General features: G+C 73.5%; 20 protein-coding genes. 8 read left to right on the forward strand and 12 right to left on the reverse strand.

The window, feature by feature from the left end:
• Window positions 1-750 precede the first annotated feature (750 nt).
• Together ACIBQZ_RS40795 and ACIBQZ_RS40800 are read left to right on the forward strand one after the other, a co-directional pair.
• On the forward strand, window positions 751-2,322 hold the full coding sequence (locus tag ACIBQZ_RS40795) for a PQQ-binding-like beta-propeller repeat protein (RefSeq protein WP_396094326.1): 1,572 nt from the start codon (window positions 751-753) through the stop codon (window positions 2,320-2,322).
• Between the two features lie 46 nt (window positions 2,323-2,368).
• Window positions 2,369-3,388 carry a serine/threonine protein phosphatase gene (locus ACIBQZ_RS40800; RefSeq protein WP_396094327.1) on the forward strand — a complete coding sequence of 340 codons (1,020 nt, stop codon included), beginning with the start codon at window positions 2,369-2,371 and terminating at the stop codon, window positions 3,386-3,388.
• Here ACIBQZ_RS40800 and bla read toward each other — a convergent pair.
• The 3 genes from bla to ACIBQZ_RS40815 form a co-directional block, all read right to left on the reverse strand.
• Window positions 3,339-4,220: a class A beta-lactamase gene (gene bla / locus ACIBQZ_RS40805; RefSeq protein WP_396094328.1), complete on the reverse strand. Its 882-nt coding sequence runs from the start codon at window positions 4,218-4,220 to the stop codon at window positions 3,339-3,341. The genes ACIBQZ_RS40800 and bla overlap by 50 nt on opposite strands.
• A gap of 61 nt (window positions 4,221-4,281) precedes the next feature.
• On the reverse strand, window positions 4,282-7,356 hold the full coding sequence (locus tag ACIBQZ_RS40810; protein WP_396094329.1) for a glycosyl hydrolase: 3,075 nt from the start codon (window positions 7,354-7,356) through the stop codon (window positions 4,282-4,284).
• Window positions 7,357-7,502: 146 nt separating this feature from the next.
• Complete coding sequence (locus tag ACIBQZ_RS40815; RefSeq protein ID WP_396094330.1) at window positions 7,503-8,258, reverse strand: hypothetical protein; 756 nt, start codon at window positions 8,256-8,258, stop codon at window positions 7,503-7,505.
• A gap of 101 nt (window positions 8,259-8,359) precedes the next feature.
• On the opposite strand from ACIBQZ_RS40815, the gene ACIBQZ_RS40820 reads away from it, so the two are divergent.
• Window positions 8,360-9,289: a serine hydrolase gene (locus ACIBQZ_RS40820; protein WP_396094331.1), complete on the forward strand. Its 930-nt coding sequence runs from the start codon at window positions 8,360-8,362 to the stop codon at window positions 9,287-9,289.
• Here ACIBQZ_RS40820 and ACIBQZ_RS40825 read toward each other — a convergent pair.
• From ACIBQZ_RS40825 to ACIBQZ_RS40845, 5 genes are all read right to left on the reverse strand, one after another.
• On the reverse strand, window positions 9,237-10,766 hold the full coding sequence (locus ACIBQZ_RS40825) for a diguanylate cyclase domain-containing protein (protein ID WP_396094332.1): 1,530 nt from the start codon (window positions 10,764-10,766) through the stop codon (window positions 9,237-9,239). The two genes, ACIBQZ_RS40820 and ACIBQZ_RS40825, sit on opposite strands and share 53 nt — an antisense overlap.
• A gap of 61 nt (window positions 10,767-10,827) precedes the next feature.
• Entirely contained in the window at window positions 10,828-11,415 is a 588-nt protein-coding gene (locus tag ACIBQZ_RS40830; protein ID WP_396094333.1) for a DedA family protein, read from the reverse strand.
• A complete protein-coding gene (locus tag ACIBQZ_RS40835; protein ID WP_396094334.1) occupies window positions 11,412-12,188 on the reverse strand; it encodes an MBL fold metallo-hydrolase in 777 nt (258 codons plus the stop codon). The genes ACIBQZ_RS40830 and ACIBQZ_RS40835 overlap by 4 nt, the downstream gene beginning before the upstream one ends.
• Window positions 12,185-12,691, reverse strand: coding sequence for a DUF1990 family protein (locus tag ACIBQZ_RS40840; RefSeq protein WP_396094335.1), 507 nt, complete (start codon window positions 12,689-12,691; stop codon window positions 12,185-12,187). The genes ACIBQZ_RS40835 and ACIBQZ_RS40840 overlap by 4 nt, the downstream gene beginning before the upstream one ends.
• An 18-nt stretch (window positions 12,692-12,709) precedes the next feature.
• On the reverse strand, window positions 12,710-13,570 hold the full coding sequence (locus tag ACIBQZ_RS40845; RefSeq protein WP_396094336.1) for a YndJ family protein: 861 nt from the start codon (window positions 13,568-13,570) through the stop codon (window positions 12,710-12,712).
• Window positions 13,571-13,683: 113 nt separating this feature from the next.
• On the opposite strand from ACIBQZ_RS40845, the gene ACIBQZ_RS40850 reads away from it, so the two are divergent.
• The 4 genes from ACIBQZ_RS40850 to ACIBQZ_RS40865 are packed head-to-tail and all read left to right on the forward strand — an operon-like array spanning window position 13,684 to window position 18,059.
• Window positions 13,684-14,655 carry a diacylglycerol/lipid kinase family protein gene (locus tag ACIBQZ_RS40850; protein ID WP_396094337.1) on the forward strand — a complete coding sequence of 324 codons (972 nt, stop codon included), beginning with the start codon at window positions 13,684-13,686 and terminating at the stop codon, window positions 14,653-14,655.
• Window positions 14,652-15,710: a YihY/virulence factor BrkB family protein gene (locus tag ACIBQZ_RS40855; protein WP_396094338.1), complete on the forward strand. Its 1,059-nt coding sequence runs from the start codon at window positions 14,652-14,654 to the stop codon at window positions 15,708-15,710. The genes ACIBQZ_RS40850 and ACIBQZ_RS40855 overlap by 4 nt, the downstream gene beginning before the upstream one ends.
• A gap of 46 nt (window positions 15,711-15,756) precedes the next feature.
• Complete coding sequence (locus ACIBQZ_RS40860; RefSeq protein ID WP_396094339.1) at window positions 15,757-17,283, forward strand: phosphatase PAP2 family protein; 1,527 nt, start codon at window positions 15,757-15,759, stop codon at window positions 17,281-17,283.
• Entirely contained in the window at window positions 17,280-18,059 is a 780-nt protein-coding gene (locus tag ACIBQZ_RS40865) for an endonuclease/exonuclease/phosphatase family protein (protein WP_396094340.1), read from the forward strand. Before ACIBQZ_RS40860 ends, ACIBQZ_RS40865 begins: the two co-directional genes overlap by 4 nt.
• Here the strand turns inward: ACIBQZ_RS40865 and ACIBQZ_RS40870 are convergent.
• Both ACIBQZ_RS40870 and ACIBQZ_RS40875 read right to left on the reverse strand, forming a co-directional pair.
• Window positions 18,054-19,640 carry a diguanylate cyclase gene (locus tag ACIBQZ_RS40870; RefSeq protein ID WP_396094341.1) on the reverse strand — a complete coding sequence of 529 codons (1,587 nt, stop codon included), beginning with the start codon at window positions 19,638-19,640 and terminating at the stop codon, window positions 18,054-18,056. The two genes, ACIBQZ_RS40865 and ACIBQZ_RS40870, sit on opposite strands and share 6 nt — an antisense overlap.
• A gap of 102 nt (window positions 19,641-19,742) precedes the next feature.
• Entirely contained in the window at window positions 19,743-21,764 is a 2,022-nt protein-coding gene (locus ACIBQZ_RS40875; protein ID WP_396094342.1) for a tetratricopeptide repeat protein, read from the reverse strand.
• 96 nt (window positions 21,765-21,860) lie between these two features.
• On the opposite strand from ACIBQZ_RS40875, the gene ACIBQZ_RS40880 reads away from it, so the two are divergent.
• Window positions 21,861-22,781 carry a hypothetical protein gene (locus ACIBQZ_RS40880; protein WP_396094343.1) on the forward strand — a complete coding sequence of 307 codons (921 nt, stop codon included), beginning with the start codon at window positions 21,861-21,863 and terminating at the stop codon, window positions 22,779-22,781.
• A gap of 7 nt (window positions 22,782-22,788) precedes the next feature.
• Here the strand turns inward: ACIBQZ_RS40880 and ACIBQZ_RS40885 are convergent, their stop codons facing one another.
• Both ACIBQZ_RS40885 and ACIBQZ_RS40890 read right to left on the reverse strand, forming a co-directional pair.
• On the reverse strand, window positions 22,789-22,962 hold the full coding sequence (locus ACIBQZ_RS40885; RefSeq protein WP_396094344.1) for a DUF4236 domain-containing protein: 174 nt from the start codon (window positions 22,960-22,962) through the stop codon (window positions 22,789-22,791).
• A 67-nt stretch (window positions 22,963-23,029) separates the two neighbouring features.
• Window positions 23,030-23,485 carry an RrF2 family transcriptional regulator gene (locus ACIBQZ_RS40890; protein ID WP_396094345.1) on the reverse strand — a complete coding sequence of 152 codons (456 nt, stop codon included), beginning with the start codon at window positions 23,483-23,485 and terminating at the stop codon, window positions 23,030-23,032.
• Window positions 23,486-23,546: the final 61 nt, after the last annotated feature.

The following is a 23,546-nucleotide window of genomic DNA, read 5'->3' on the forward strand; positions in this document are numbered from 1 at the left end:
GGCCTGCTGAGACCGCCGGGCCTGCTGAGACCGCCGGGCCTGCTGAGACCGCCGGGCCTGCTGAGACCGCCGGGCCTGCTGAGACCGCCGGGCCTGCTGAGACCGCCGGGCCTGCCGAAACCAGTGGCACCCGGCGCCGTCCGTGCGCGGCAGGTCGCGGGGTCTCAATCTGGCGCCCACCTGCCGTCCGCGGCCCAGCCGTCCGCGGGGCCGCCGCCCCTCATCGCACGACATTGCAGCGGACCGCGCCGCCGACGGGAAGTCGCCGGTCTCCTGCCGTTCAGCCATCGAGAGCAGCCGGCGCGCATTTCCCATGCAGATCAACACAATATCGTCGGCCTTTGGAGGGTTCGACACGATAGCGGGCAATCTCCCATTGGGCGTCCAACGAGGCGACCTGCAAACTTCTGGGCGATCCCCGCCCGTTCGATAAATCCCTCTTGACGGGGCCTCGCATCCCTATTGCGAGAATCACCACCGACGGTCTTAGTAATGCGCAACGGCTAACGGCGGTCATCCCCAACCGGGGTCCACGGCTATCGCAAGGTAGCGAGGCGTGGGTCAGGAGTGCCCACGCAAGGGCCGCCAGCACGAGAGCACCGCGTCCGTGTTCTCGCGGACGCGACCCGACGCGACCGACGCGACCGGACGCGACCAGGCGTGAGCGTGACGGTGCGGCAACCTGCGGCTTCAGGGTGGTTTTGCGGTTTACGTTACGGATGTTCAAGTCGCTCGCCTCATGGAGGACCCTTGTCTACCGTCCCGATTCTGCGTCTCCGGCCCGGAGCGGTCCTGATCGCCGCCGGCATCCTGGCCTGCCCCGCCCAGGTGCAGGCCGTGCCGGCCCAGGTGCAGGCCGTGCCGGCCCGGGTGCAGGCCGCGCCCGCCCAGGTTCAAGCCGGACAGGGCTCAGCCCAGACCGTGCCCGGCCACGCGCTGGCCGCCACCGCCTACGCGCAGGCCAGCCGTGCCCGGGCCGTCACTGCCGACAATCAGGTCACCCGTGCTCAGGCGGCCGCTGCCGACAATCAGGTCACCCGTGCCCGGGCCGTCACTGCCGACAACCAGGCCACCCGTGCCCAGCCAGCCGCTGCCTACGATCAGGCCATCCGTGCTCAGGCAGCCGCTGCCTACGTCCGGGCCACGCGTGCCCGGGCCGCCACCGCCGACAACCAGGCCACCCATTCCCAACCCGCCGCCGCTGCCGAAGCGGAGTTTGCGCCCGGCCCTAAGCGAGCCGCACCATCCTGGCCGCAGCCCGGATACAGCCCTGCCGACACCTACTACAACCCCGGCGAGTCCAGCATCAACGCCGCCAGCATCAACGCCGTCCGGCGGCGCTGGACCGTGGCCCTCCCCGAAGCCGGTGAGCGCTGCGCCCGCGCCGCCGAGCCCCTGCTGGCCGATGGCCTCCTCTTCGTCCCGCAGGAGACCGGCATTTCCGCGTTCCAAGCCGGCACCGGCCGGCTCTCCTGGCGTTTCACCTGGCCCTATCCCGAGGATGAGAGCACTCCCCACCTAGCCCTCTCCGGCGGCCTGCTGATCGTCGCCAACAGCGGCTGCCAATCGCAGAGCGACCCCAACGGCACCGTCCGCGCCCTCAGCGTCACCTCCGGCCGGCTCGTCTGGAGCGCCGCCCTGCAAGCCCCCGTCGAATCGCTGGTTGTCGAGCGGGGCGTCGTTGTCGTCTCCGGCGAGTCGGCTTCCGACAGCCCGGCGGTGGTCGGCCTTGCGGTGGCCGACGGTACGCAGCTCTGGCAGCTCGCCGACCATTCCTCCGCCGGGGTCTCCGCCGCCGGCCGGGTGCTCGTCAGCCGGGTCGGGGCCGCCGGTACGTCCGCACTCTCGATCACCACCGGCGAGCCGCTCTGGACCCGGCCCCTCGCCTGGACCGGACGAGCGGCAACCCCCACCGGCGACCGGTTCTACGTCTCCGACCGCCGCAACGCCATGATCTGTGTCAGCGCCGCCACCGGGGCCGTCGTGTGGACGGCCGCTCGCCGGGGGAGTTCGCTCGTCGCCGCCGACGGGCGGCGGGTCTACCGGGCCATCGCGAAGCGGGTCGAGGCGCTGGACGCCCGGACCGGCCGGTTCCGCTGGACGGCGCCCCTCGCGGGTTATGCCGGGCAACCCGTGCGCGCCGGCGGCCTGCTCTACACCACTGTGGACGGCGGTAGGCCCCTCGGCATCCTGCATGCCGCGACCGGCCGACCCGCCTCCGCCGGCACCCAGGTCGGCAGTGTCGCCGGGGGCCACGTGGTCGTGACCGGCGGCTGGATCTATGCGGTCAAGGGCAACACCGTTTCCGGGTACGCGCGCTGACCCCCATCCGGTTGACCCGGCGCCCGGGATGGCGAAGCATCGCCGGGTGACCGAGAACCGGCTGGACCGCCACCGAACCGTCGCCGCGACGCTCGCCGGGCTGGACGACGATGCGCTCGCCGCCCGGCTCGACGCCGGCACGCCGCTGGGTGTGGGGATCGGTGGGCGGACCGCGCGGCTGGATGTCGGCGGGGTGCCGGTGTTCGTCAAGCGGATCCCGCTCACCGACCTGGAGCGGCGGCCCGAGCACACCGGCTCCACCGCCAACCTCTTCGGACTGCCCACCTGCTACCAGTACGGGGTCGGCTCCACCGGCTTCGGCGCCTGGCGGGAGCTGGCCACCCAGCACACCACCACCGGCTGGGTACGCGCCGGCGTCTCGCCCCGCTTCCCGCTGCTGCACCACTGGCGTGTCCTGCCCGGCCCGCCCAGCCCGCTGCCGGACTTCGGCGACTGGGACGGCGACCCCGCCGTGGCCCGCCGCGTCGCCGCCATCGGGGCCGCCACCGCCGGCGTCGTCCTGTTCCTCGAGCATCTACCGTGGACGTTGCACGAGTGGCTGCTCGACCGCTTCGACGCCGGCGACGGTGAGCGGGCCACGGCGTTCGCCGAGCGGGAGCTGCGGGCCGCCACCGACGTGCTGCGGGCGTACGGGATGGTGCACTTCGACGCGCACCCCGGCAACGTTCTCACCGACGGCCACCGGCTCTACCTGGCCGACTTCGGCCTCGCCCTGGACCGCGCCTTCGCACTCTCGCCCGCCGAGGCCGCCTTCCTGGAGCAGCACCGTGACTGGGACCGCTGGGACACCGACCGCTACCTGGTCAACTGGCTGTGCCACCGGCTCGCCCCCGGCGCCGACCGCACGGCCGTGATCCGCGGCGGCGGGCCCGGCCTCCCGCCGTACGCCCGGGCCCTCCTCGCCCGGTGCGGGCCCACCGTCCTGCTGCTCAACGACTTCTACGCCCGCCTGGTCGCCGGGCCCAAGACCGTCGAGTATCCGGCGCGGGAACTGCTCAGAGCCGGCCGAGCGCGGACGCCAGCAGGGTCGCCGTCGACGCGATGACCGTGTCGTCGTGGCTTGCGGTCGCCGTGTCGCGGTTGGTGTAGATCGCCAGGATCAGCGCGGCGCCCGACGGCGGCTGGACGATCGCGATGTCGTTCGCCGCGCCGTACGCCGTGCTGGTGCCGGTCTTGTCGCCGACCGTCCACGATGGTGGCAGGCCGGCGCGGATCCGGGCGGCGCCGGTGGTGTTCGCCCGCAGCCAGCCGGTCAGCCGGTCGCGGTCCGCCGGGTGCAGGTCGTGGCCGACGGTCAGGTCGCGCAGGTTGCGGGCCATGGCGGCCGGGGTGGTGGTGTCCCGGGGCGAGGCCGGCGACCAGTCGTTCAGCTCGGTCTCCCAGCGGTCCAGCCAGGTGACCGGATCGCCGAGGCCGCGGGCGTACCGGGTCAGCCCGGCCGGGCCGCCGATCCGCTCCAGCAGCAGGTTCCCGGCGAGGTTGTCGCTGCGGGTGATGGCCGCGTGGCACAGCTCCGCGACGGTGAGCCCGTCGGCGACGTGCTCGGCGGTGACGGGCGAGTTCGGCAGCACGTCCGCGTCGGTCCAGTGGATGACGCGGTCCAGCAGGCCCGGCTCGCGGCCGCGGGCCCGGTCCAGGACCGCCGCCGCGGCCAGGGCTTTGAAGGTGGACAACAGCGGGAAGCGCTCGTCCGGGCGGTGTGCGACGGTCCGGCCGGTGCCCGTGTCGATGCCGACGGCGCCGATCCGGCCGCCGTACTGCCGTTCCAGCCGGCGCAGACCGGTCCCGGCCTGCGCCGGGGTGCCGGGCAGGAGCAGCAGCGTCGCGGTCGCGGCGCCACCGGCGAGCAGAGTACGTCGGGTCAGCGGCTCATTCATGCCACCCACCCTGCCGTTCCACCCGTGAAAGCGGGGTGAAACGGCAGGGCGGGTCAGCGGGTCAGGCGGTGGCCCAGAGCGCGGGCACGTTCGGCGGTTCCCAGCCGACCAGCGAGGTGTGCGCCTGCAGGCAGCGGAACCGGGCGCCGTTGTAGGTGACGATCTGGCCCACCGCGTAGGCGGTGTTCGCCGCCCACGCGTTCGCCGCCGGCGGGGTGGTGGCCGGTGTGGTCGGCGGGGTGGTGGTCGGGTTGGTCGTCGGTGCGGTCGTGGTCGGCGGCGTCGTGCTCCCGCAGCTGCCGAACACCTTGAACTCGAACAGCGAGTAGCCGTAGGGCGTGCCGCGTTCGGTGCCGTACATCCGCACGTAGCGGGCGGTGCCGGAGATCTGGTGGGTGACGGCGCCGGCGGTCGTGCCGTTGGTCACCGTCGCCACCGGGGTCCAGCTGGTGCCGTTGGCCGACGTCTGGATCTGGTACGCCTTGCCGTACGCCGCCTCCCAGGTCAGCTCGACGCGGCCGAGCGGCTGCGCCGAACCGAGGTCGACCTGGAGCCACTGCGGGTCCGCGAACGCGCTGGACCACCGGGTGGCCGCGTCGCCGTCCACGGCCAGGTTCGCCGGGTAGCCGGCCTCCACGGAGGACGCCGTGGCGGTCTTACCCTGGGAGAGCAGCGGTCCGGTCGTGCACGTGGGCGGCGGGGTGGTCGTCGGCGGGGTGGTGGTCGGCGGCGTGGTCACGGTGCCGCCGCCGTTGGCGTTGCCACCGGAGAAGTTCGTGGCCCCGGAGGCGACGGTCTTGCCCGCCGGCACGGCCAGGGTGCGGCCGTCCGAGTAGGTCACGGTCAGCGCGGTGTTGGTGATGTTCGACGCCACGTACGTCTTGGCGCCGTTCTTGCTGAACACCTTGGCCAGCGGGTGGTTCGCAGTCACGCCGGTGTCGACCTGGCCGAGCGCGGCGAGGTTCCGGATCCAGTGGAACGTGTGCGCCTTGCTCTCGCCCTCCTCGGAGGTGTAGGAGGAGTTCGCCCGGAACTTGGCCAGCGCCGCGTCCGGGTCACCGAGCGCGAGGTACTGCCACAGCATGTCGCGCCACAGCGTCGGTTCACCGCCGTTGTTGCGCACCAGCTCCGCGTACGTGCTCTTCACCGCCGCGGGGTGATCGCCCAGGTAGAGCTGCCCGCCGGTCATCGGCAGCATGTTGATGCCGACCACCAGGGCGTGCTCGCCGGAGAACCAGGTGGCGTAGGCGCCGCCGGAGCCCCACACGATGGCCGAGTAGTTGTGGCCCCAGCTCGCCGGGAAGTTCTCGTTGCGCACGTCGAACCAGTACTCGTTGATCGCCGCGGCCTGGGTGGTGTGGATCCAGATGCCGGCGTCGCGGACCGCGGTGTTGCCGGTCGCCTGACCCCACTGGATCAGCGCGTTGGCGAAGTTCTGACCCTCCGACGAGGACTCCTGGTTGTTGCCCGCGCCGAACGCGCCGTGCCCGGAGGCCCAGTCGTGGCCCGCGTAGATGTCGAAGTCCCGCAGGTAGGGGAACCGGGTGTCGGCGCGGTCGTAGTTGTTGGCGTCGCGGATGAGCAGGTCGACCATGCCGCCGTAGCGCCCGGTCGAGGCCCACTGCGGGTCGAACTTGGCCAGCGTGGCCGCCGCGGCGATGAAGTAGCCGTAGTGGAAGTGGTGATCGTTGAGGTCCTCATCGGACGCGTACGACGCGGGGTAGCCGATCAGCGTGCCCCACTTGTTGTCGTAGTAGAACACCCGCGAGGTCTTGCCGGCCGACGCGGTGAACCAGTCGGTGATCCGGGTCCGGATCACGTTCAGCGCCGAGTCGCGCACCGCGGTGAGGTTGAGCTGGTCGGCGATCTCCGCGATCCGGGCGGCCCGGCCCAGGCCCTTGCCGGTCCAGTACGTGTCGTCGCCCCTGAAGTCAGCCGGGTTGTTCAGCTCGTTGTTCAGGAACGTGGTGACCTGCGACAGGTCGGCCCCGGACGAGTCGCCGACCGCGGGGACCTCGGGCAGCACGCCGGTGTACTTCATGGACGTCTGGAACTGCGTACCGATGACGGTCTTCATGGCGCCGCGCGGCGAGACGTAGGTCTGCGCGATCGGCGAGCCCCCGGACAGGTAGCGCCACTGGTGCGGGTAGAGCGAGATGACCGTGCCCGAGCCGCTGCCCTCGCGGGCGGTGGTGGTGAAGCCGTACGTGGTGTTCACCGTCCCGGCCGCCTGGTTGTAGGTGTACGAGACCCGGGTGCCGGTGACGTGGTTGTGCGCGACCTGGCCGTACCGGTCGGCGAGCGCGGTCTTGTCGGCGGTGCTGGTGCCCGACGTGGTGGGCAGCACCGCGAGCGAGAAGTACCCGCGACCGGCCAGCGTGGACCGCAGCGTGCTGCCGCTCAGCGACCAGGTCGACCCGGCCGGGCCGTACGCGACGTAGTCGTGCCCGCCGATCGACCAGCCGACCCGGTTGCCGCTGTTCTGCCACACCGTCGGCGGGCCGACGATGGAGATCAGCGCGTCGCCGCCGGTCACCTGGTAGTACGACATCGGCAGGCCGTGCCCGATGGTCGCCTTCAGCGTCCGGGTGCCGTCGCTCCAGGACGGCGTGACCGTCCAGTCGGTCCAGCCGTCCACCAGCGCCCGCGGCGCGTTCAGCCCGGCCACCCCGGCGACCACGTGCTGCGCGTACGGGAAGTGGTATTCACCGAGGCCGGTCGCGCTGCCGCTGATCGCCGCGTCGGTCTGGTACGAGATCCCGAGCCCGCTCGCCACCGGCTTGTACGCGGCCGGGTGGGCGAACAGGGGCTGGGAGAAGTTGCACTCGTCGCCCTTCTTGAACACCAGCGAGGACCACCAGTCGTTGGTGGGCACGGCGCCGGCCGGCGCGTTCGCGGTGAGGAACTGGCGCGGGTTGGTGGCGATGTCGCCGCAGCCGGTCGGCAGTTTGGCGCCGGCCGGCAGGGTCTCGGTGTAGCTGCCGGCGCCGACGGTCGCGGCCTCGGCGGAGCCGGTCGCGGCGACGGCGAGGGCGCCGGAGCCGAGCGCCACGACAACGGCGGTGGCGAAGCCGGCCAGCCGGCCGGGGCGCCGTCGCCGGTGTGCGCCGGGGGAAGGGGGGAGCGGGGGATTCATACCAGGTGCCTCCGATGGGGACGGGGGTCGCCGGAGCCGCGGCGGTGGACCACGGGCGAGTGTGAGAGCGCTCTCACGGTGCCGCGAGATTAACCGTCACCTGGTGTTTCGTCAATGTTTACAAACTTAAATAAGAGCTGCTCAGGCTAGCGGTCGTTCGCCTCGTCCTCGGCCACCCGCTCGACGCCGCGGCGGCGCAGCATCTTGAGGCCGGGCAGGCCGATGATCGCCAGGTGCAGGTCGTTGGTGACCTCCAGCAGCGAGTGCAGGTCGGGCCCCACCTGGTCCAGCTTGCCGAGCAGCGGCATCACGTCCTCGACCAGGTGCTTGCGCAGCTGGGGCAGCTCGTCGACCATCCGGATCGCGGCCGTGACCTCCTCCGGCGTCAGCTCCTCGATGAACCGGGCGGCGAGCGGGGCCGCCTGGCGCAGCGTGGGCCCGTACCCGTCGAGCAGCGCGCGGGCCTCGGCCGAGGTCGCCGACGCCTGCTGGACCACCCCGGCCGCCGCGTCGGTGATCCGCCCGGCGTCGGAGACGATCGTGGCCGCGCCGGTCACGGCCAGCGCGGCGCCGTCCACCGTTACCGCCGCGCCGTCGACCAGCAGCCCGGCCCGGGCGGCGACGGCGCCGGCCTCGTCCACGGCCAGGGCGGCCGCCGCCATGACCACCCTGGTGTCGCGCAGGGTCTCCTCGATGCCGCTGACCACGCCGTCGACCCGGCCGATCAGGCCCTCTGCGCGTTCGGCGAGCATCGTCATCCGGCTGACCAGCAGCTCGGTCTGGCCCAGCACGCCGAGCACCCGGAAGGGGACGGTCGCCACCGTGGCCGCGGTCTCCACCACCTGGCCGACCGCGTACCGGGTGATCTCGACGAGCGCGGCGGGTGACGGAAGCAGGGCCATGCGCCCATTGTGCCCCGAGGGTCCAGTGACAAACCGTAAGGGTGATCATGCAACCGGTAGTAGGTTTTGGCATCCCGCTCCGGGCACGGCACTATGCATGGGTGCGACGAACCCAGCTCTGGATCTTCGCGGTGGCGGCAGTGGTGATCGTGGGCGGCGCGTCCCTGATCGGCCTGGGCATGCGGGACGACAGCGGCGGCGCCGGCGGCGGGCTGCTGCCGCAGTCGCTCACGTTCGGTGACGACCCGCAGCCGAGCGCCTCCCCGACGCCGACCGGACCCACCCCGGAGGAGCTCGCGGCCAAGGAACGCGCCAAGCGCGTCAAGGCGCTCGACGCCGCGCTGAAGAAGTACGCGGCCACCGCACCGGAGTTCTCCGTCGCCGTGCTCGACAAGAAGACCGGCCAGCGGTATTCCTACCGGGGCTCGAAGAAGTACGACACCGCCAGCATCGTCAAGGTCCAGGTGCTGGCCTGCGCGCTGCTGAAGGCGCAGGACGCCGGCCGCGGGCTGTCGGCCACCGAGCTCTCGCTGGCCAAGCCGATGATCCGGCTCAGCGACAACAACGCCACCACCGCGCTGTTCACCCGGCTCGGCAAGGCCCCGGCGGTCGGCAAGTGCAACCGGCGGCTGGGCCTGAAGGAGACCACGGTCAACAACGCCTGGGGCCTGACCAGGACCACGGTGAACGACCAGGTGAAGCTGCTGTCGGAGCTGGTGGACAGCAAGGGGCCGCTGAAGGCGGCCGCGCGCAAGCAGGTGTTCACGCTGATGAACACGGTCGACGCCACCCAGGACTGGGGCGTGCCGGCGGTCGCGAAGGCAGGCGAGACGACCACGGTCAAGAACGGCTGGGACACCCGGTCGGCGGACGGCGGGCTCTGGGCGGTGAACACGGTCGGCCGGGTGACCTCCGACGACGACGTGGACGTGTCCGTGGCGGTGCTCTCGCACAACAATCAGAGCATGGACGGCGGCATCACACTGGTGCAGAAGGTCGCGATGCTGACCCGCCAGCACCTGAAGTACTGAGCAGTTCACCCTCGCCGCGGTAGCAGCTGACCGTGCCCTTGCCGTGCGCCTTGGCGTCGTACATCGCCTCGTCGGCCTGCCGCAGCAGCGCGTCCAGGGAGCGGCCGGTCCCGGGCCGCGAAGTGGCGATGCCGATGCTGACGCCGACGGCGACCGGTGTCCCGTTGACGGTCATGGGCTCGTTGATGGCCGCCAGCACGCGCCGGGACAGGCTCAGGATGTCGTCGTCCGAGAGGTCGGTGACCAGGACGGCGAACTCGTCACCGCCCAGCCGGCAGGCGAGGTCCGTCGGGCGCAGCGTCGCGGTGAGCCGGTGCGCGACCGTCACCAGCACCTCGTCACCGGCGGCGTGCCCCAGCGTGTCGTTGACCGGCTTGAAGCCGTCGAGGTCGAGCAGCAGCAGCACGACCCGGTCGGCGTCCTGCACCGCCTCGGCGCCGCGCTCCTGGAAGGCGGCCCGGTTGGGCAGGCCCGTCAGCACGTCGTGGTGCGCCTGATACGCCAGCCGCACCTTCTGCTCCTGCAACTCGGCGGCCATCCCGCCGACCATGAGCAGACTCGCCAGCTGCCGCAGCAACACCAGGCAGAACGTGCCGAGCATCAACCAGACCAGCACCGGCCCCAGCCGCCCGGTGCGCACCTGCACCATCGCGATGGCCACCACGGCCAGCAGCACGGGAAGGTACGGCAGGGCCGCCCAGATGCTGGTCACCAGCCGGCGGATGTCGCCCTGGTCGGACATCGGCACGACGTGCCGGCTGGCGAGCGCGATGAGCAACGCGCCGAGTACGAAGCCTGCGCCCACGCCGTTCTCGTGCCAGGTCTGGCGGGTCATGCTGTTGTGCACGTTCAGCATCATGGTCATGGCCAGCACCACCGCCGCGCCGGCCAGCAGGTGCAACGCGCGGGCGTGCCGGCTCGGCACGCTGGCCGAGGCGGTGACCAGGGCCAGCGCGGCGGCCAGCGCCTCCGGGATGATGAAGTGCAGGGCCGTGATGATCGAGGCGCGGTCGCCGGCAGCGGCCGCGGGCGCGAGGATGAACTGCCACGCCAGGATGAGGATGGCGCCGGCCACCGCGGCGATGTCGATCACGCGCCGGAGCTGGGCCAGGCCCCGCTTCCGCGCACCGGCCAGGATCAGCCCCACCGGAAGCAGCGCCGTGGCGGAGATGGAGATCAGACCGCCGATCGCGATGCCGGTGGTGCCGATCAGGCCGGCCCGGGTCACCAGGAACAGGCCGTTGGCCAGGCTCCACATCCCGGTGGCGCCGGCGCCGAAGATCATCGCCGCGCGGGCCCGGCCGGAGACGCACGAGGCGCGCCGCCAGTAGCCCACGCAGGCGTAGCCGGTCGCCAGCATGATCAGGCAGTCGGAGATGGCGAGGCCGGTGCGGGACGGCAGATGGGGGACCGCGGCCTGGAACCCGGCGGCCACGGTCACCGCGAGGGCCAGCGCGATCGGCAGGCGGCTCCGCATGCCCTACCAACGGCGGGGGACCGGGCTTTCGGAGCACATCGGGGTTGCACTCCGGGAGCGATCAGGCCGGCTCGGCCTTCGCGTCGGCCTGGCGGGCGGTGCGGCGCTTGCTGATCAGGCTGACCGCCTGACCGATGATCAGCACCAGAAGGATCGCGGCGACCACGCCCTGCCACGGCTCCGGGAAGATCGAGCCGCCGGCCACCCCGATGCCGGTGTAGACGGCCGACCAGAGCAGGCACGCCGGTGCGTTGGCGACCACGAAGGTGCGCCAGCTCAGCCCCAGGAAGGCCGCCGCCAGCAGCACCGGCACCCGGCCGCCGGGCAGCAGCCGGGAGACCAGCAGCACCGGTATCTGGCTCTTCTGCAGCCGTTCCTTCACCGAGCCCAGGTGCTCGCCGTCGCGCAGCCAGCGCAGCCGGCGGGCCAGCTGCTCGCCGCCGGCCCGGCACATCGCGTACATGACCAGGTCGCCCACGTACGCGCCGGCCGCGCCCGCGGCGATCACCAGCACGATCAGCAGCGGGTGGTTGTGGAAGGCCAGGGCGGCCGCGCCGCTGACCGCCGCGCCGGTGGGTACCACCGGGACGATCGCGCCGAAGGCGACCACCAGCGCCAGCCAGCCCATGGTGCCGAGCTCGGAGATCACGTGGCCGGCTCGAAACTGAGCGTCTCGCCCTGCGTGAGGACCCGGACCCGGGTTTCCGGGGCGGTGACCGCCGCCCGCCGGGCGAACTCGGTGCCGGGTTCGTGGAACATGTGCGGCCGGATCCGGCCCAGGCCGGCCGGCCAGAACGTGCCGTAGTGCACCGGGACCGCCCAGGCGGCCTTCACCCGGCGCAGCGCCTCGGCGCCGTCGACCGGATCCAGGTGCCCGTGCGCGCCCAGGGTCGGCCCCCAGCCGCCGACCGGCACCAGCGCCAGGTCCAGCGGGCCCAGCGACGCCATGCCGTCGAACAGGCCGGTGTCGCCGCTGTACCAGGTGCGGGAGGCGCCCTCGACCACGAAGCCCATCGCGGTCGAGCGCAGCCGCGACCACGGCCCGCGCCCGCCGTCGTGGGCGGCCGGCACCGCGCGGACGGTCACCGCGCCGACCCTCGTCTCGCCGCCCGGCTCCAGCTCCACGCAGCGCTCGCCCCACCGCCGGCCGAGGGCCTTGGCCACGAACGCGGCGGCGCCGCGCGGCAGGATCAGCAGCGGGTCGCCGGGCAGCGCCCGCAGCGACGGCAGGTGGAAGTGGTCGGCGTGCAGGTGCGACACCAGCACGGCGTCGGGCGGGCCGGGCAGCTTCGGCGTCGGCCCGGCCATCCGGCGCAGGTGGATCAGCCGGTCGGTGAGCAGCGGATCGGTGAGCAGCGAGACCCCGGAGTCGGCCAGCCACATGGTGCTGTGCCCCCACCAGGTGACGCTCGTGTCGCTCACGAGCCAACCGTACGGGACCGCGCACACCCTCGTCTGAGGGCGCGGGCGCAGAGGCGGGCGTACCCGTGCTGGGCCAGCACCGCGACCGGACCGCCCAGCCGCATCGGCAGCCGGGCCGGCACGCTGAAGGCGGTCACCGCGAACCAGACGCGGCCGTGGGCGTCGCGCTCGACGGTGAAGGACTCCTCGCCGCGGGCCTGGTGGCCGGGCAAGGTGCCGTAGCCGAAGCCGGCCAGCCGGTCTTCCTCGGCGGTCCACACCACCTCGCACGGCACGGTCAGCGGCCCCAGCCCGACGGTGAGCCGCACCCCGGGCGCGGCCCGGTCGGCGGTCGCGCGCACCCGCGCCCCGGTGCCGCGGTGCATCCGGAAGGTCAGGATCGCCTCGGCCGCGGCGGCGAAGTCGTCCCGGCCCAGCTCCGTGCGGTAGTGCAGGTGCCGGTAGCCCGGGGGCAGCGGCTCGTGCCGGGTCGCGCCGACCTCGGTGTAGCTCAACTCACTCATGACATCCCTTCCTGGTGCCTACAGATATGCCCCGGCGCGGCGCCGGCCCACCATGGCGCAGACCGCGAATCCCAGCGCGTTCGCCACGCCGTGGGTCGCCGCCATCCAGGTCAGCGACGGGTGCGGCAGCCCGGTGGCCTCGCCCAGCGCCCAGCTCACCGCGAGCGCCATGGAGGCCACCAGCACCACCGCCGAGCAGCCCAGCAGCAGCGCGGTGAACCGGTCCGGCGCCGCGGTGCGGGCGTACCGCCAGGTCAGCCAGCCGACCGTCCACATGCCGGCGGTCAGCACGAGGGCGCCGGCGAGCTCGACCACCTCGGCGGTGAAGTAGCCGAGCAGCACCAGCAGGGTGCCCGCGGGCACGGTCAGCGCGGCCGCGTCGGCGACCCGCCCAGGTGTCAGACGGCTTTGCCCGTCCGACCGCCCCGCCGCCACCCTTGACCGGACCGAGGACTCCAAACCGGCGATCAGGGCGGCGGCGAACCCGGCGAAGTGGAAGTGCGCGACGGTCAGCGCCAGCACGCCCGGCTCGAAGCCGAAGAGCGGATAACCGGACCGCTCGGCGACCAGCGCGCTCGCCGCGACGGCCGGGCTGATCAGGGCGGTGAGCACGGCAGCCTCGGTGGGCCACTCCCGGCGGGGACGGACCGGGCGGCTGACCGCGTACGCGCACAGCACGGCGGCCGCGATCGCGTAGACCGTCGCCAGCGAGGTGGCCACCGTCCCCCTGGGCAGCCACAGGCTCACCGCCCCGGCGACCGCACCCACGGGCCAGCAGGCCCGGGCGAGCGCCACCGCCGGGTCCCGGATCAGCCGCAGCCCGGCCGGCACGACCACCAGCATGCCGACGGCGACGAGCAGGTTCACCAGCACCCACACGGCCCTCACCCCCCACTGGTTCAGATAATTGAACGTGTTCAAGTTAGCCAATTCACTCTAACGCACGGTTGCCCGGGTCGCCGTTGTGATGTGGGTCCTGCACACTTACGGCCGTGACAGGACCCCGCTCTGCCGTCGTGTACAACCCCGTCAAGGTCGGTGACCTCGACCTGCTGCGCCGTACGGTCGCCGAGGGCCTGGCCACCGTCGGCTGGCCCGAGCCCGCCTGGCTGGAGACCACCCCGGAGGACCCCGGCCGCGGTCAGGCCGCCCGGGCCGTCGCGGACGGCGCCGAGCTGGTCTTCGTCTGCGGCGGCGACGGCACGGTGATGGCCGCGGTGACCGCCCTGGCCGGCAGCGACGTCGCCCTGGCGGTGCTGCCCGCGGGCACCGGCAACCTGCTCGCCGCCAACCTCGGCCTCGGCACCGACGCCGCCACCGGGGTGCAGGTCGCGATCGACGGCGGCCGCAAGCGCATCGACGTCGGCGCGGTCGGCGACCAGTGCTTCGCCGTGATGGCCGGGATGGGCTTCGACGCGCAGATGCTCGAGGGCACCTCGGACGCGGCCAAGAAACACATCGGCTGGCTGGCGTACGTCGGCGGCGCGGCCAAGCACCTGCGGGACCGGCCGATGCGGGTCCGGATCGTGCTGGACGGCGGCGCGCCCATGCCCCGGCGGCCGCGCTCGGTCATCGTCGGCAACGTGGGCCGGCTGCAGGGCGGCGTCCGGCTGCTCGGTGAGGCCCAGCCGGACGACGGCAAGCTCGACATCGCCGTGCTGAGCCCGCGCAGCCTCGGTCACTGGGCCCGGCTCGGCTGGGCCGTGGTGCGGCGCAGCAAGCGGGTGCCGCGGATGGAGACCTACACCGCGGAGCGGGTCGAGATCTTCAGCAACCGGCCGCAGCCCCGGCAGCTCGACGGCGACCTGATCGACCCGGGCAAGTCCCTGAAGATTCAGATCCGGCCCCGGGCGCTGCTGCTCTGCGTGCCCCAGCCGGCCGGTGACCCGGACCTCGCCTACGACAGCACAGCGGCGAAGCGGGCCGCCGAGGGGGTGCGCGCCGCGGCCGAGAAGCGCGCATGAGCAGCACGGAACCGGTCCCCGAGACCAGGATGATGCCCGGCGACGAGCTGTCCGCCGACGACGCCTTCCTCGCCCTGCGGCACTACGGCCGCTGGCCGCTGCTGCGGGACGCGTTCGTCCGGTTCCGCTACGGGGACGGCTTCAGCCACTCCCGGGCGCTGGCCCTGCAGCTCTGCCTCGCCATCGTGCCGTTCCTGATCGCGCTCTCCGGCCTCGCCACCGATCTCGGTGTCGAGGAGGGCGGCCAGGTCGTCGCGGACACCGTCATCGCGCTGACCCCCGGCGCCAGCGAGCCACTGGTCTCCGAGCTGCTCGAGGACGACGAGCGCACCGAGGAGGCCGGCGAGCTGGCCCTGGCCCTGGGCCTGATCACCGGGCTGTTCGCGCTCACCACCGGCATGGCCCAGATCGAGCGCGGCGCCAACCGCATCTACGGCGTCGAGCGGGACCGGCCCGCGCTGAAGAAGTACGTGCGCGCCGCGATCCTGGCGGTGGTCGCCGGCCTGCCCGCGCTCTTCGGCTTCCTGTTGCTGGTCGCCGGGCACTCCGCGGGCAAGTCGCTGGCCAGACAGTTCGACTGGGGCGACGGCGCGATGGCCGCCTGGAACCTGGTGCGCTGGCCGCTGAGCCTGGCGCTGATCATCTTCGCGGTGGGCCTGCTGTTCCGGCACTCGCCGCGGCGCAACCAGCCCGCGCTGACCTGGCTGCTGTTCGGCGCGGGCGTGTCCACGATCCTGTGGTGGGTGGCCAGCCTGCTGCTGGCCGGCTACGTGCGGGTCAGCGACGGCTTCGGCGCCACCTACGGCCCGCTCACGGCGATCATGGCGTTGCTGCTCTGGGCCAACCTCACCGGCATCTCGCTGTTCTTCGGGCTGTCCTTCGCCGCCCAGCTCGAGGCCCAGCGGGTCGGGGTGGTCCGCCCCGCCAAGCACGACCAGTGGGAGCCGGGCCCGGACACCGATCTGCAGGGCTTCGACCCGCCGGAGCCGGACGCCGCGGACGGCGACGTGCCCCGCCAGCGCGACACCGGTGTGAGCACCGAGCGATCCGGGTAAGTCCCGCGCACCACCGCGCCGGTCCCCGATCGATCAGGAGTCCACGATGTCCACCGACGAAGGCAGGATCCACCAGCGGGTCGGCTGGGCGCCCCTGCGGCACTTCACCGAGCGCAGCGTGCTGGGCCTGCTCGCGGTCATCGCGGTGGGGCTCGGCTTCGGCCTGCTCCTGCTGCTGGTCCGGCTGCACTGGGGACCGCTGCAGAGCCTCGACCGCGGCGTCGCCGACGGGCTGAACGACCTCGTCGCCCCGCGCAAGCCGGTGGTCACGGTGCTCCAGGCGGTCACCGACCTCGGCGGCCGGCCGGTGCTGATGTGGCTGGTCTCGGTGGCCGTCGCGCTGCTGCTGATCCGCCGGCGCACCCGGCTGGCGGTCTACGTGATCGTCACCGGGGTCGGCGCGCTGCTGCTCGACCCGTCGCTCAAGACCCTGGTCGGCCGGCTGCGCCCGGTGGTCGAGGTGCAGGTGGCGGGTGCGCCGGGCAACAGCTTCCCGAGCGGGCACGCGCTCGGCTCGTTCGTCGCGTACGGCGCGCTGCTGCTGGTCTTCCTGCCCGCCGTGGCGCCGCGCTGGCGCAAGGCCGTGATCGCCCTGGTCGGCCTGATCATCGCGCTGATCGGCTTCACCCGGATCGCGCTCGGCGTGCACTTCCTCTCCGACGTGCTGGCCGGCTGGCTGCTCGGCGCCGCCTGGCTCGGCGTCACCGCGTACGCGTTCCGGCTCTGGCGCCGCGAGGTCGGCCAGCCCGTCCGCCCGCTGGAGGAGGGGCTGGAGCCGGAGGCGGCGCGCGACGTCACCCCGGCGCCGGACGAGGAGAAGATGCTGCCGCACCCCTGGGCCGGCGCGGCCGAGCTGCTGGTCGGCTGGGTCCTCATCTTCGGCGTGCTGTACGTGCTGGGCTGGGCCGTCACCAACCACACCGAGGGCACCTGGATCCGCTCCGCCGACGAGGGCTTCGTCCGCTGGCTGCAGACCTTCCGGAACCCGTCGCTGGACGAGCTCAGCTACCTGTGGAGCAAGGCCGGCGACACCCACATGATCCTGCTCGTCTCGCTGGTGTTCTGCCCGCTGGTGCTGGCCCTGTGGCGGCGCTGGCGGCCGGTGCTCTTCGTGGTGCTGGCGATGTTCGGCGAGCTGAGCCTCTTCCTCACCACGGCCGCCGCGGTGGGCCGCCCGCGCCCGCCGGTCGAGCAGCTCGACGGGCAGATGCCCACCTCGTCGTTCCCGTCCGGGCACATCGCCGCGACCATGTGCCTCTACGCCGCCATCGCCGTGCTGTGCGTGCCGCGGGTCCGGGCCTGGTGGCGATGGGTCTTCGTGGCGCTCGCCGTGATCATGCCGGCCGGGGTGGCGCTGTCCCGGATGTACCGCGGCATGCACCACCCGACCGACTTCCTCGGCGCCGGCGTGCTGTCCGCCTGCTGGATCACCCTGCTCTGGTTCGTGCTGCGGCCCAACGCCGACGTGGCCGAGGGCAACCGGGCGGACGCCGGTGAGCTGACCGAGCGGGACGCCGACCGCGACCTGACCGAGACGAGCGTGCCGTCCGGCGCCGCCGAGGCGGTGCGGTGACGATCCGGTTCCTGACCTGGAACGTGCGGACCGGTGGCAGCGGCGGCCGGCTGGACGCGCTGGTGAGCCTGCTGCGCCGGGAACGCCCGGACATCCTCGCGCTGCAGGAGCTGCGCGGGTTCCGGGGCGGGCGGATGCGGCAGGTCGCCGGTGCGCTGGGCATGACGCCGTTCCTGGCCCCGTCGGTCTTCGGCCAGCCGGTCGCGGTGCTGGTCCGGCCGCCGCTGCGGATCGTCGGCTGGTCCGCCGTGCGGTGGCGGCTGCACCACGCCGCCGCGGCGGTCCTGGTGCCGACCACCGCCGGGCAGCTCACGGTGGTCAGCACCCACCTGAACCCGTTCTCGCCGTACCGGCGGTTGCGGGAGGCCCGCTTCCTCGCCGCCCGGCACCGGCCCGCGAAGGGCCCTGTGCTGCTCGCCGGCGACCTGAACTCGCTGGACCCGGGCACCGACCACACCGCCCGGCTCGCGGCGCTCAGCGGGCCGTACGCCCGCCGGCACCGGGCCGCGGACGGCACGGCGGACACCCGCGCTGTCGCGGCGTTCCAGGATGCGGGCTTCGTCGACCTGTGGCCGAGGGCGGGGGAGGGCGCCGGGCTCACCGTGCCGACCACCCGGGGCGGCGGGCACGAGTTCGCCACCACCGGGATGCGGCTCGACTACCTGCTGGCCAGCGCGCCGGTGGCGGCCCGCGCCGGCAACGCCCGGGTGCTGCGGGGCGACGAGGCCGAGTACGCCTCCGACCACTATCCGGTCACGGTCGACCTGGACCTATAGGTCGGCCACCACGCGGTCGCGGCCCTCGCGCTTGGCCACGTACAGGTTGCGGTCCGCCAGCGACAGCAGCGACGAGGAGCTCGCCCGGCCCTCCGGGCTGGTGGTGACGCCGATGCTCGTGGTCACCGGCAGCACCCCGGTGATCGGGCCCCAGCGGTGCGCCCGGATCCGCAGCCGCAGCCGCTCGCAGCGTGCGGCCGCCTCGGTGGCGTCCATGCCGGGCAGCACGAGCAGGAACTCCTCGCCGCCCATCCGCGCGGCGATCATCGGCCCGCTCACCGCCTCGGTCAGCAGCCGCGACACCTCCTGCAGCACGGTGTCGCCGGTGCTGTGCGACAGCGTGTCGTTGATCCGCTTGAAGTGGTCCAGGTCGAGGATCGCCACCGAGAGCGGGGTCCGCTGCGCGACCGCCTCGCTGAGCAGGGCGGGCAGCCGCTCGTTGACGTACCGCCGGTTGTAGAGGCCGGTCAGCGCGTCGCGGTGGGCCATCTCCCGGAAGTGCTCACTGGCCCGGCGGGCCTCGGTCGCCTCGAAGACCGCCTGCAGCGCCCGGGCCTGCGCCTCCCGCTGCATCGAGTGCAGGGCGTTCGCCGCGGCGTAGAAGGCGCGGTGCTCGTCGTACGCCTCCTGGTAGCGGCCGGTGGCGGCGAACAGGGCCGCCTGCTCCTCGCGGATCTGGGCCCGTACCCGGTCCAGGCCGCGCTCCTCGGTCAGCGCCACCGCCGCGTCCAGGGCGTCCTGGGCGGCCGCGTAGCGGCGGCCCAGCCGGCGGGCCTCGGCCAGCGTGAGGATGCACACCGCCGGGGCGTCACCCTCGTGGCTGAGCAGCGCGGAGGTCTCGCCGTCGAGGATGACGTGCAGGGTCTGCTCCGCCGCGGCGTAGTTGCCGCTCATCATCTCGATCCGGGCGATCGTGTCGAGTTCGAGCGCGCCGTAGTCGCGCCCGCTGCGGTCCCGGACCTCGTGCATGTGCCGGACGAGCTCCCGGGCACCGGCCTCGTCGTCGTTCTCGAAGGCCGTGTAGGCCATGTTGTTGAGGATGTTCATCGTCAGGTCGTGGTCGCCCATCTCGGCGGCGATGGTGAGCGCCTCCCGGAACCGCCGGTCGCCCTCCTCGGTCGAACCGCTCTCGTCCAGCGCCACGGCCAGCCGCATCAGGTGCAGGGCCCGCACGCTCAGCGGCTCGTCGTCGGTGAGGTTGGCGAAGCACTGCACGGCGTGGCTGAGCCCCTCGGAGAGGTCGCCGATCTGCCGGTAGAACAGCGACAGCACCCGGTGCGCGCGGGCCAGCAGGAACGGGTGGTCGTGCTGCTGGGCCCAGGCCAGCACCTGGTGCGCGCGCTGGCCGCCCTGCTCGGAGCGGCCCTCCCGCACCATCGACATGGCGCGCAGCAGCCGGGCCCGCATGACCAGGTCCTCCGCGCCCAGCTCGCCGGCCCGGTCCTCGACCGCCGCGGCCGGCACCGCCACCGACCGGAACTGGGACGCCGGGCGGGCCTCGAGCTCCGCCAGGGTCGCCTCGAGCGCTGCCCGCTCGTCCACGACCACGGCACCGGCCGTCTCCGCCGCCTCCGTCGTCACCAGCGTTCCCGCTTTCCCCGTTGAGTCCCCGGTGGGTCCTCGGCAATCGTTGCGATCGGTCGCGCGCGGTGGTTGCTGAGGTGTTGCCGGGTTGCGGGTCGGTTATTTCCGCTTGGTGCACACCGCCTCGGAGGCGGCGACCTGGTCGACGGTATAGACGACCGCCACCGAGAAGCAGTAGTTGTTCTGCCGGTTGAGCCCGTAGACGACGTAGTCGGTGGTGCCGGCGGGCAGCTGCTGGAACGCCCGTTGCTCCTGCCCGGTCCGGCCGCCGGAGATCAGCACCGGCCCCTCGGAGCCCTTGGGGTAGCGCCAGGTCAACGCGACGCTGTCCCGGTTGTCCTGCAGGGTCAGGCCGGTGGGGGCGACGGCGGCGTTGGAGGGCGGCGCGGCCGACGGCGAGGGGGAGGCGGGCACGGTGGTGGCGCTCTGCGCCGGGGCGGCGGCCGGCCCGGCCTCGTCCCGCGGCAGCGTCACGATCACGATCGCCGCCGCGGCCGCGATCCCGGCCACGAGCACGGCGGCCAGCACCAGGGGGTGCCGGTTGGTGCGCCGGTCCGGCTGCTCCACCGGTACGGGCAACCGCCGATCCGTGGCCGGCCCGATGGCGTCGTCGGCGGGCAGCCGGGGGCCGGGCGGATAGGTGTCGGGCGGATACCCGGCCGGCGGGAGCGAGTCGGGTGGCCAGGGCCCGGGCGGGGCAGCCGCGGCCGGCCGGCGCGACACGATCACCGGATGTTGCTGGGGCGCCTGCGGCGGCCAGGCCGGCTCGTTCTCGGCCGGCGGCGGCGGGCCGCTGCCCCAGGCGCCCGGGGAGGTGGCCGGCGGCGGCTCGGACCAGTCGGGCTCGGGCTGCCCCTGCTGGGGGTACGCCTGCTCGGGATGCACCGTCTCCGGCGCCGGCCAGATCAGCGGCGGCGGCGGCCCCGGCGGGGCCGCGGCCGTCTCGAAAGGCGGCCCCGGCGTGGCCGCGGTCGTCTCGAAAGGCGGGCCCGGCACGGCCTCGGTCGTCTCGAAAGGCGGTGCCGGCGGTGGGCTCGACGCGGCCGTGGTCGTCTCGAAGGGCGGTGCCGCCGTCTCGGCTGACGGCTCCGGTGGCGGGTGCGGTGCTGTCGTCATCCCGGCCGACGGCTCCGGGGGCGGGATCGTCGCCGTCCGGGCCGGGGATTCCGGCGGCGGGGTCAGGATCGTCGTCGTCTCGCTCGACGGCTCCCGCGGCGGCGGTGCGGGCGTGACCGGCTCGGTCGGTGGCGCCGGGGCGGTGAACGGGAGCGCGATCGGGGGCTCCGGCCGGGCGTGCCGGCCTGACGGGTCACCCGGTGCGGGCGGCTCCGGGCGTACCGGATCGGTTGTCGGCGGGGTGACGCCCGCCGCCGGACCTTGCGCCTCCGGGTCGCCGGTCGCCGGGCCGGTCGAGCGCTGCACCCGGCCGCACGTGTGCCGGCCCGCGGGCCCCGCCCCGGCCAGCCGGGCCACCTGCCGGCCCAGCGGATGGTCGGGCGGCAGGTGCCGCGCGCACAGCTCCTGGGCCTGGCTGAAGTGCTGGAGCGCGTCGCCGTCGTGGCCGCAGTCGCGCTCCATCGCGGCCAGCCGGGCCAGCATCTTGATGCCGGCCGGGGACTCCTCGCCGTGCGCCTCGCGGTGCCGGGCCCAGGCGTCGGCCAGCCGGTGCCGGGCGAGCGTGCAGTTGCCGGCCGCGTGCTCCGCGGTCGCCAGGTCGGCCTCGGCGGCCAGCACCCGGGCGGCCAGCGGTCCGTCCACTGCGCTCAGTTGCCGGACCAGCTCGTGGTAGAGCTGCGCCGCCCGGCCGTGGTTGCCGACCCGCTGCAGCACGGCCGCGTAGGTGGCCGCCGCGGCGATCGTGCGCTCGTCCTGCGGGCCGTGCAGGTGCTCCTCGGCGGCGTGCGCGAAGCCGGCCCAGGTACGGGCCGCGTGCGGGTCGCCGAGCGCGATCAGGATCCGGGCCTGCAACGCCGCGGCCAGCGCCAGGTCGGGGGAGGCGCGCCGCGGATCGGCGTCGGCCGGGTCCAGCGCGTCGGCGAGCACGTCCCTGGCCCCGGCGAGATCGCCCGCGGAGGTGAGGGTCCGCGCCTGGGCGGTGAGGTCGGCGAGCGGAGGTGCCACGTGTCTCATAGTGTCTGCTCAGCCACCCTCGGTACAAGACCGGTCTTGCGGCGACCCGGGCTGACCTGGGCGGACCCGACACCGTATAACTCGGTTATGACCGCCGACAGCGTCGCCGACGTCAAGCGTGAGATCCTCGTCCGCCATCTCGAGGCGTGGGCGCCCGCCGCGTTGCACCGGGCCCGCCGCGCCACCTATGTGCACGGTTACGCCGATGCCGGCCCGGCGCTGGCCCAGGCCGCGCTGCGCGTCTTCGTGGAGCAGTCCGACCTGGTCAGGGGGCGGGAGCTGACGATGGTCGCGCTCGGCGAGGAGGTCACCGAGGTGGGTGCGCTGCTCGCCGCGGCGCAACGGGAGGCCGGCGCCGCCGCGGGGCTGACCGTCCACAGCATTCCCGGTGGCACGGATGCCCGGCTGGCGGTGGCGCTGAAGGCGGTCGGTGCGGCGCGCGTACCGCTGCTGGCTTTTCTGGATGCGACCGCCGCGGGCGGGCCGCCGCAGCCCGGCACCGTCGCCGCGCTGACGGTGGGCAAGCCCGCGGAGGCGGTGATCGTGGTGCCCGGGGCCGGCTTCGCCGCCGACGACTACCGGGCGGAGCTGCGCGCCGCCGGCTTCCCGCTGGTCGCCGCGGTGGAGCTGGCGGTCGGCGAGGAGCCCGGTCCGGTGCTGGTGTTCGCCACCCAGTCGGGCAAGAACCTGGAGGCCTTCAAGGACGTGCTCTGGGCCGTCGACGAGTACGCCGGGGTGCGCTACCGCGACCCGGGTGATCCGGAGCGGCACCTCATCGACATCTCGCTGAACCCGCACCCCGGTCCGCTGCGCCGCGAGCTGCTGGCGCACCTGGCCGGGGTGGGCGAGGCGACGGTGACCGAGCTGCGGACCTTCGCGCTGACCGAGACCGTCTACCGGGCGGCGGACGCGACCCGGGTGGTGCAGGCGCTGCTGGCCGCCGGGTCGGTGACCCGGCGGCCGGAGCACGGCCGGCTCGGCGGCGACGTGGTGATCGCCGCGGCCTGAGCCAGGGTCAGGACTTGTCCTGCTTCCAGGACAGCGGGCCGGGCAGGTCCACGCGGTGCGCACGGGCCTTGGAGTTCCAGGACCAGCGCCCGATCTTGATGGACCAGGACGAGAACCCTCGCTGCGTGAAGTTCAGGATCAGCGGTCCGAACTTCTTGCGGCTGCGGTATTGAATGCCCATCGGGGTAGTCCTTCCGTGGAGAGCCAGATGGCCGGAAGATTCCCGATGGTGGATCTCGGCAAACCTCTCAGCGCGGCTGCCAGGCGTCCGGCCGGGTGGTGAGCTTGCGGACGTGGGCCGGCATCCGCCCGCTGATCAGCTCGGCGAGGCTCACCTCGTCGACCACCTCGCGGACCGCCGAGCGGACGGCGACCCAGAGGTTGGGCAGGTTCTCGGCCGCTCCGGAATAGTGGGTCTCCTCCGGACGCAGCCCGCGGACCCCCGCGAGTGGACCGTCGACGGCCCGCAGCACCTGGCCGATCGTCACGTCCCGAGGGCTCTGTGACAGTGTGTAGCCACCTTCGGCGCCGCGCTGGGCTCGGACCACCCCGGCGCGACGCAGATCAGCCAGCACTGCCTCGAGGAACTTCCGGGGCATGTTCTGGTCTTGGGCAATGGCCTGGGCGGACATCAGGGCCGGGTGGGCGTGGGCCAAGCTCAGCGCCGCCCGCACCGCGTAGTCGCCGCGCGCGGAGATCTGCACACCTCCATCATGCCGCGTCGGAGCACGTGACCCTCGCGCACCCCGGGAATAATGGGAATTC

It is taken from the genome of Actinoplanes sp. NPDC049599, from assembly GCF_044465625.1.
Classification (GTDB): domain Bacteria; phylum Actinomycetota; class Actinomycetes; order Mycobacteriales; family Micromonosporaceae; genus Actinoplanes.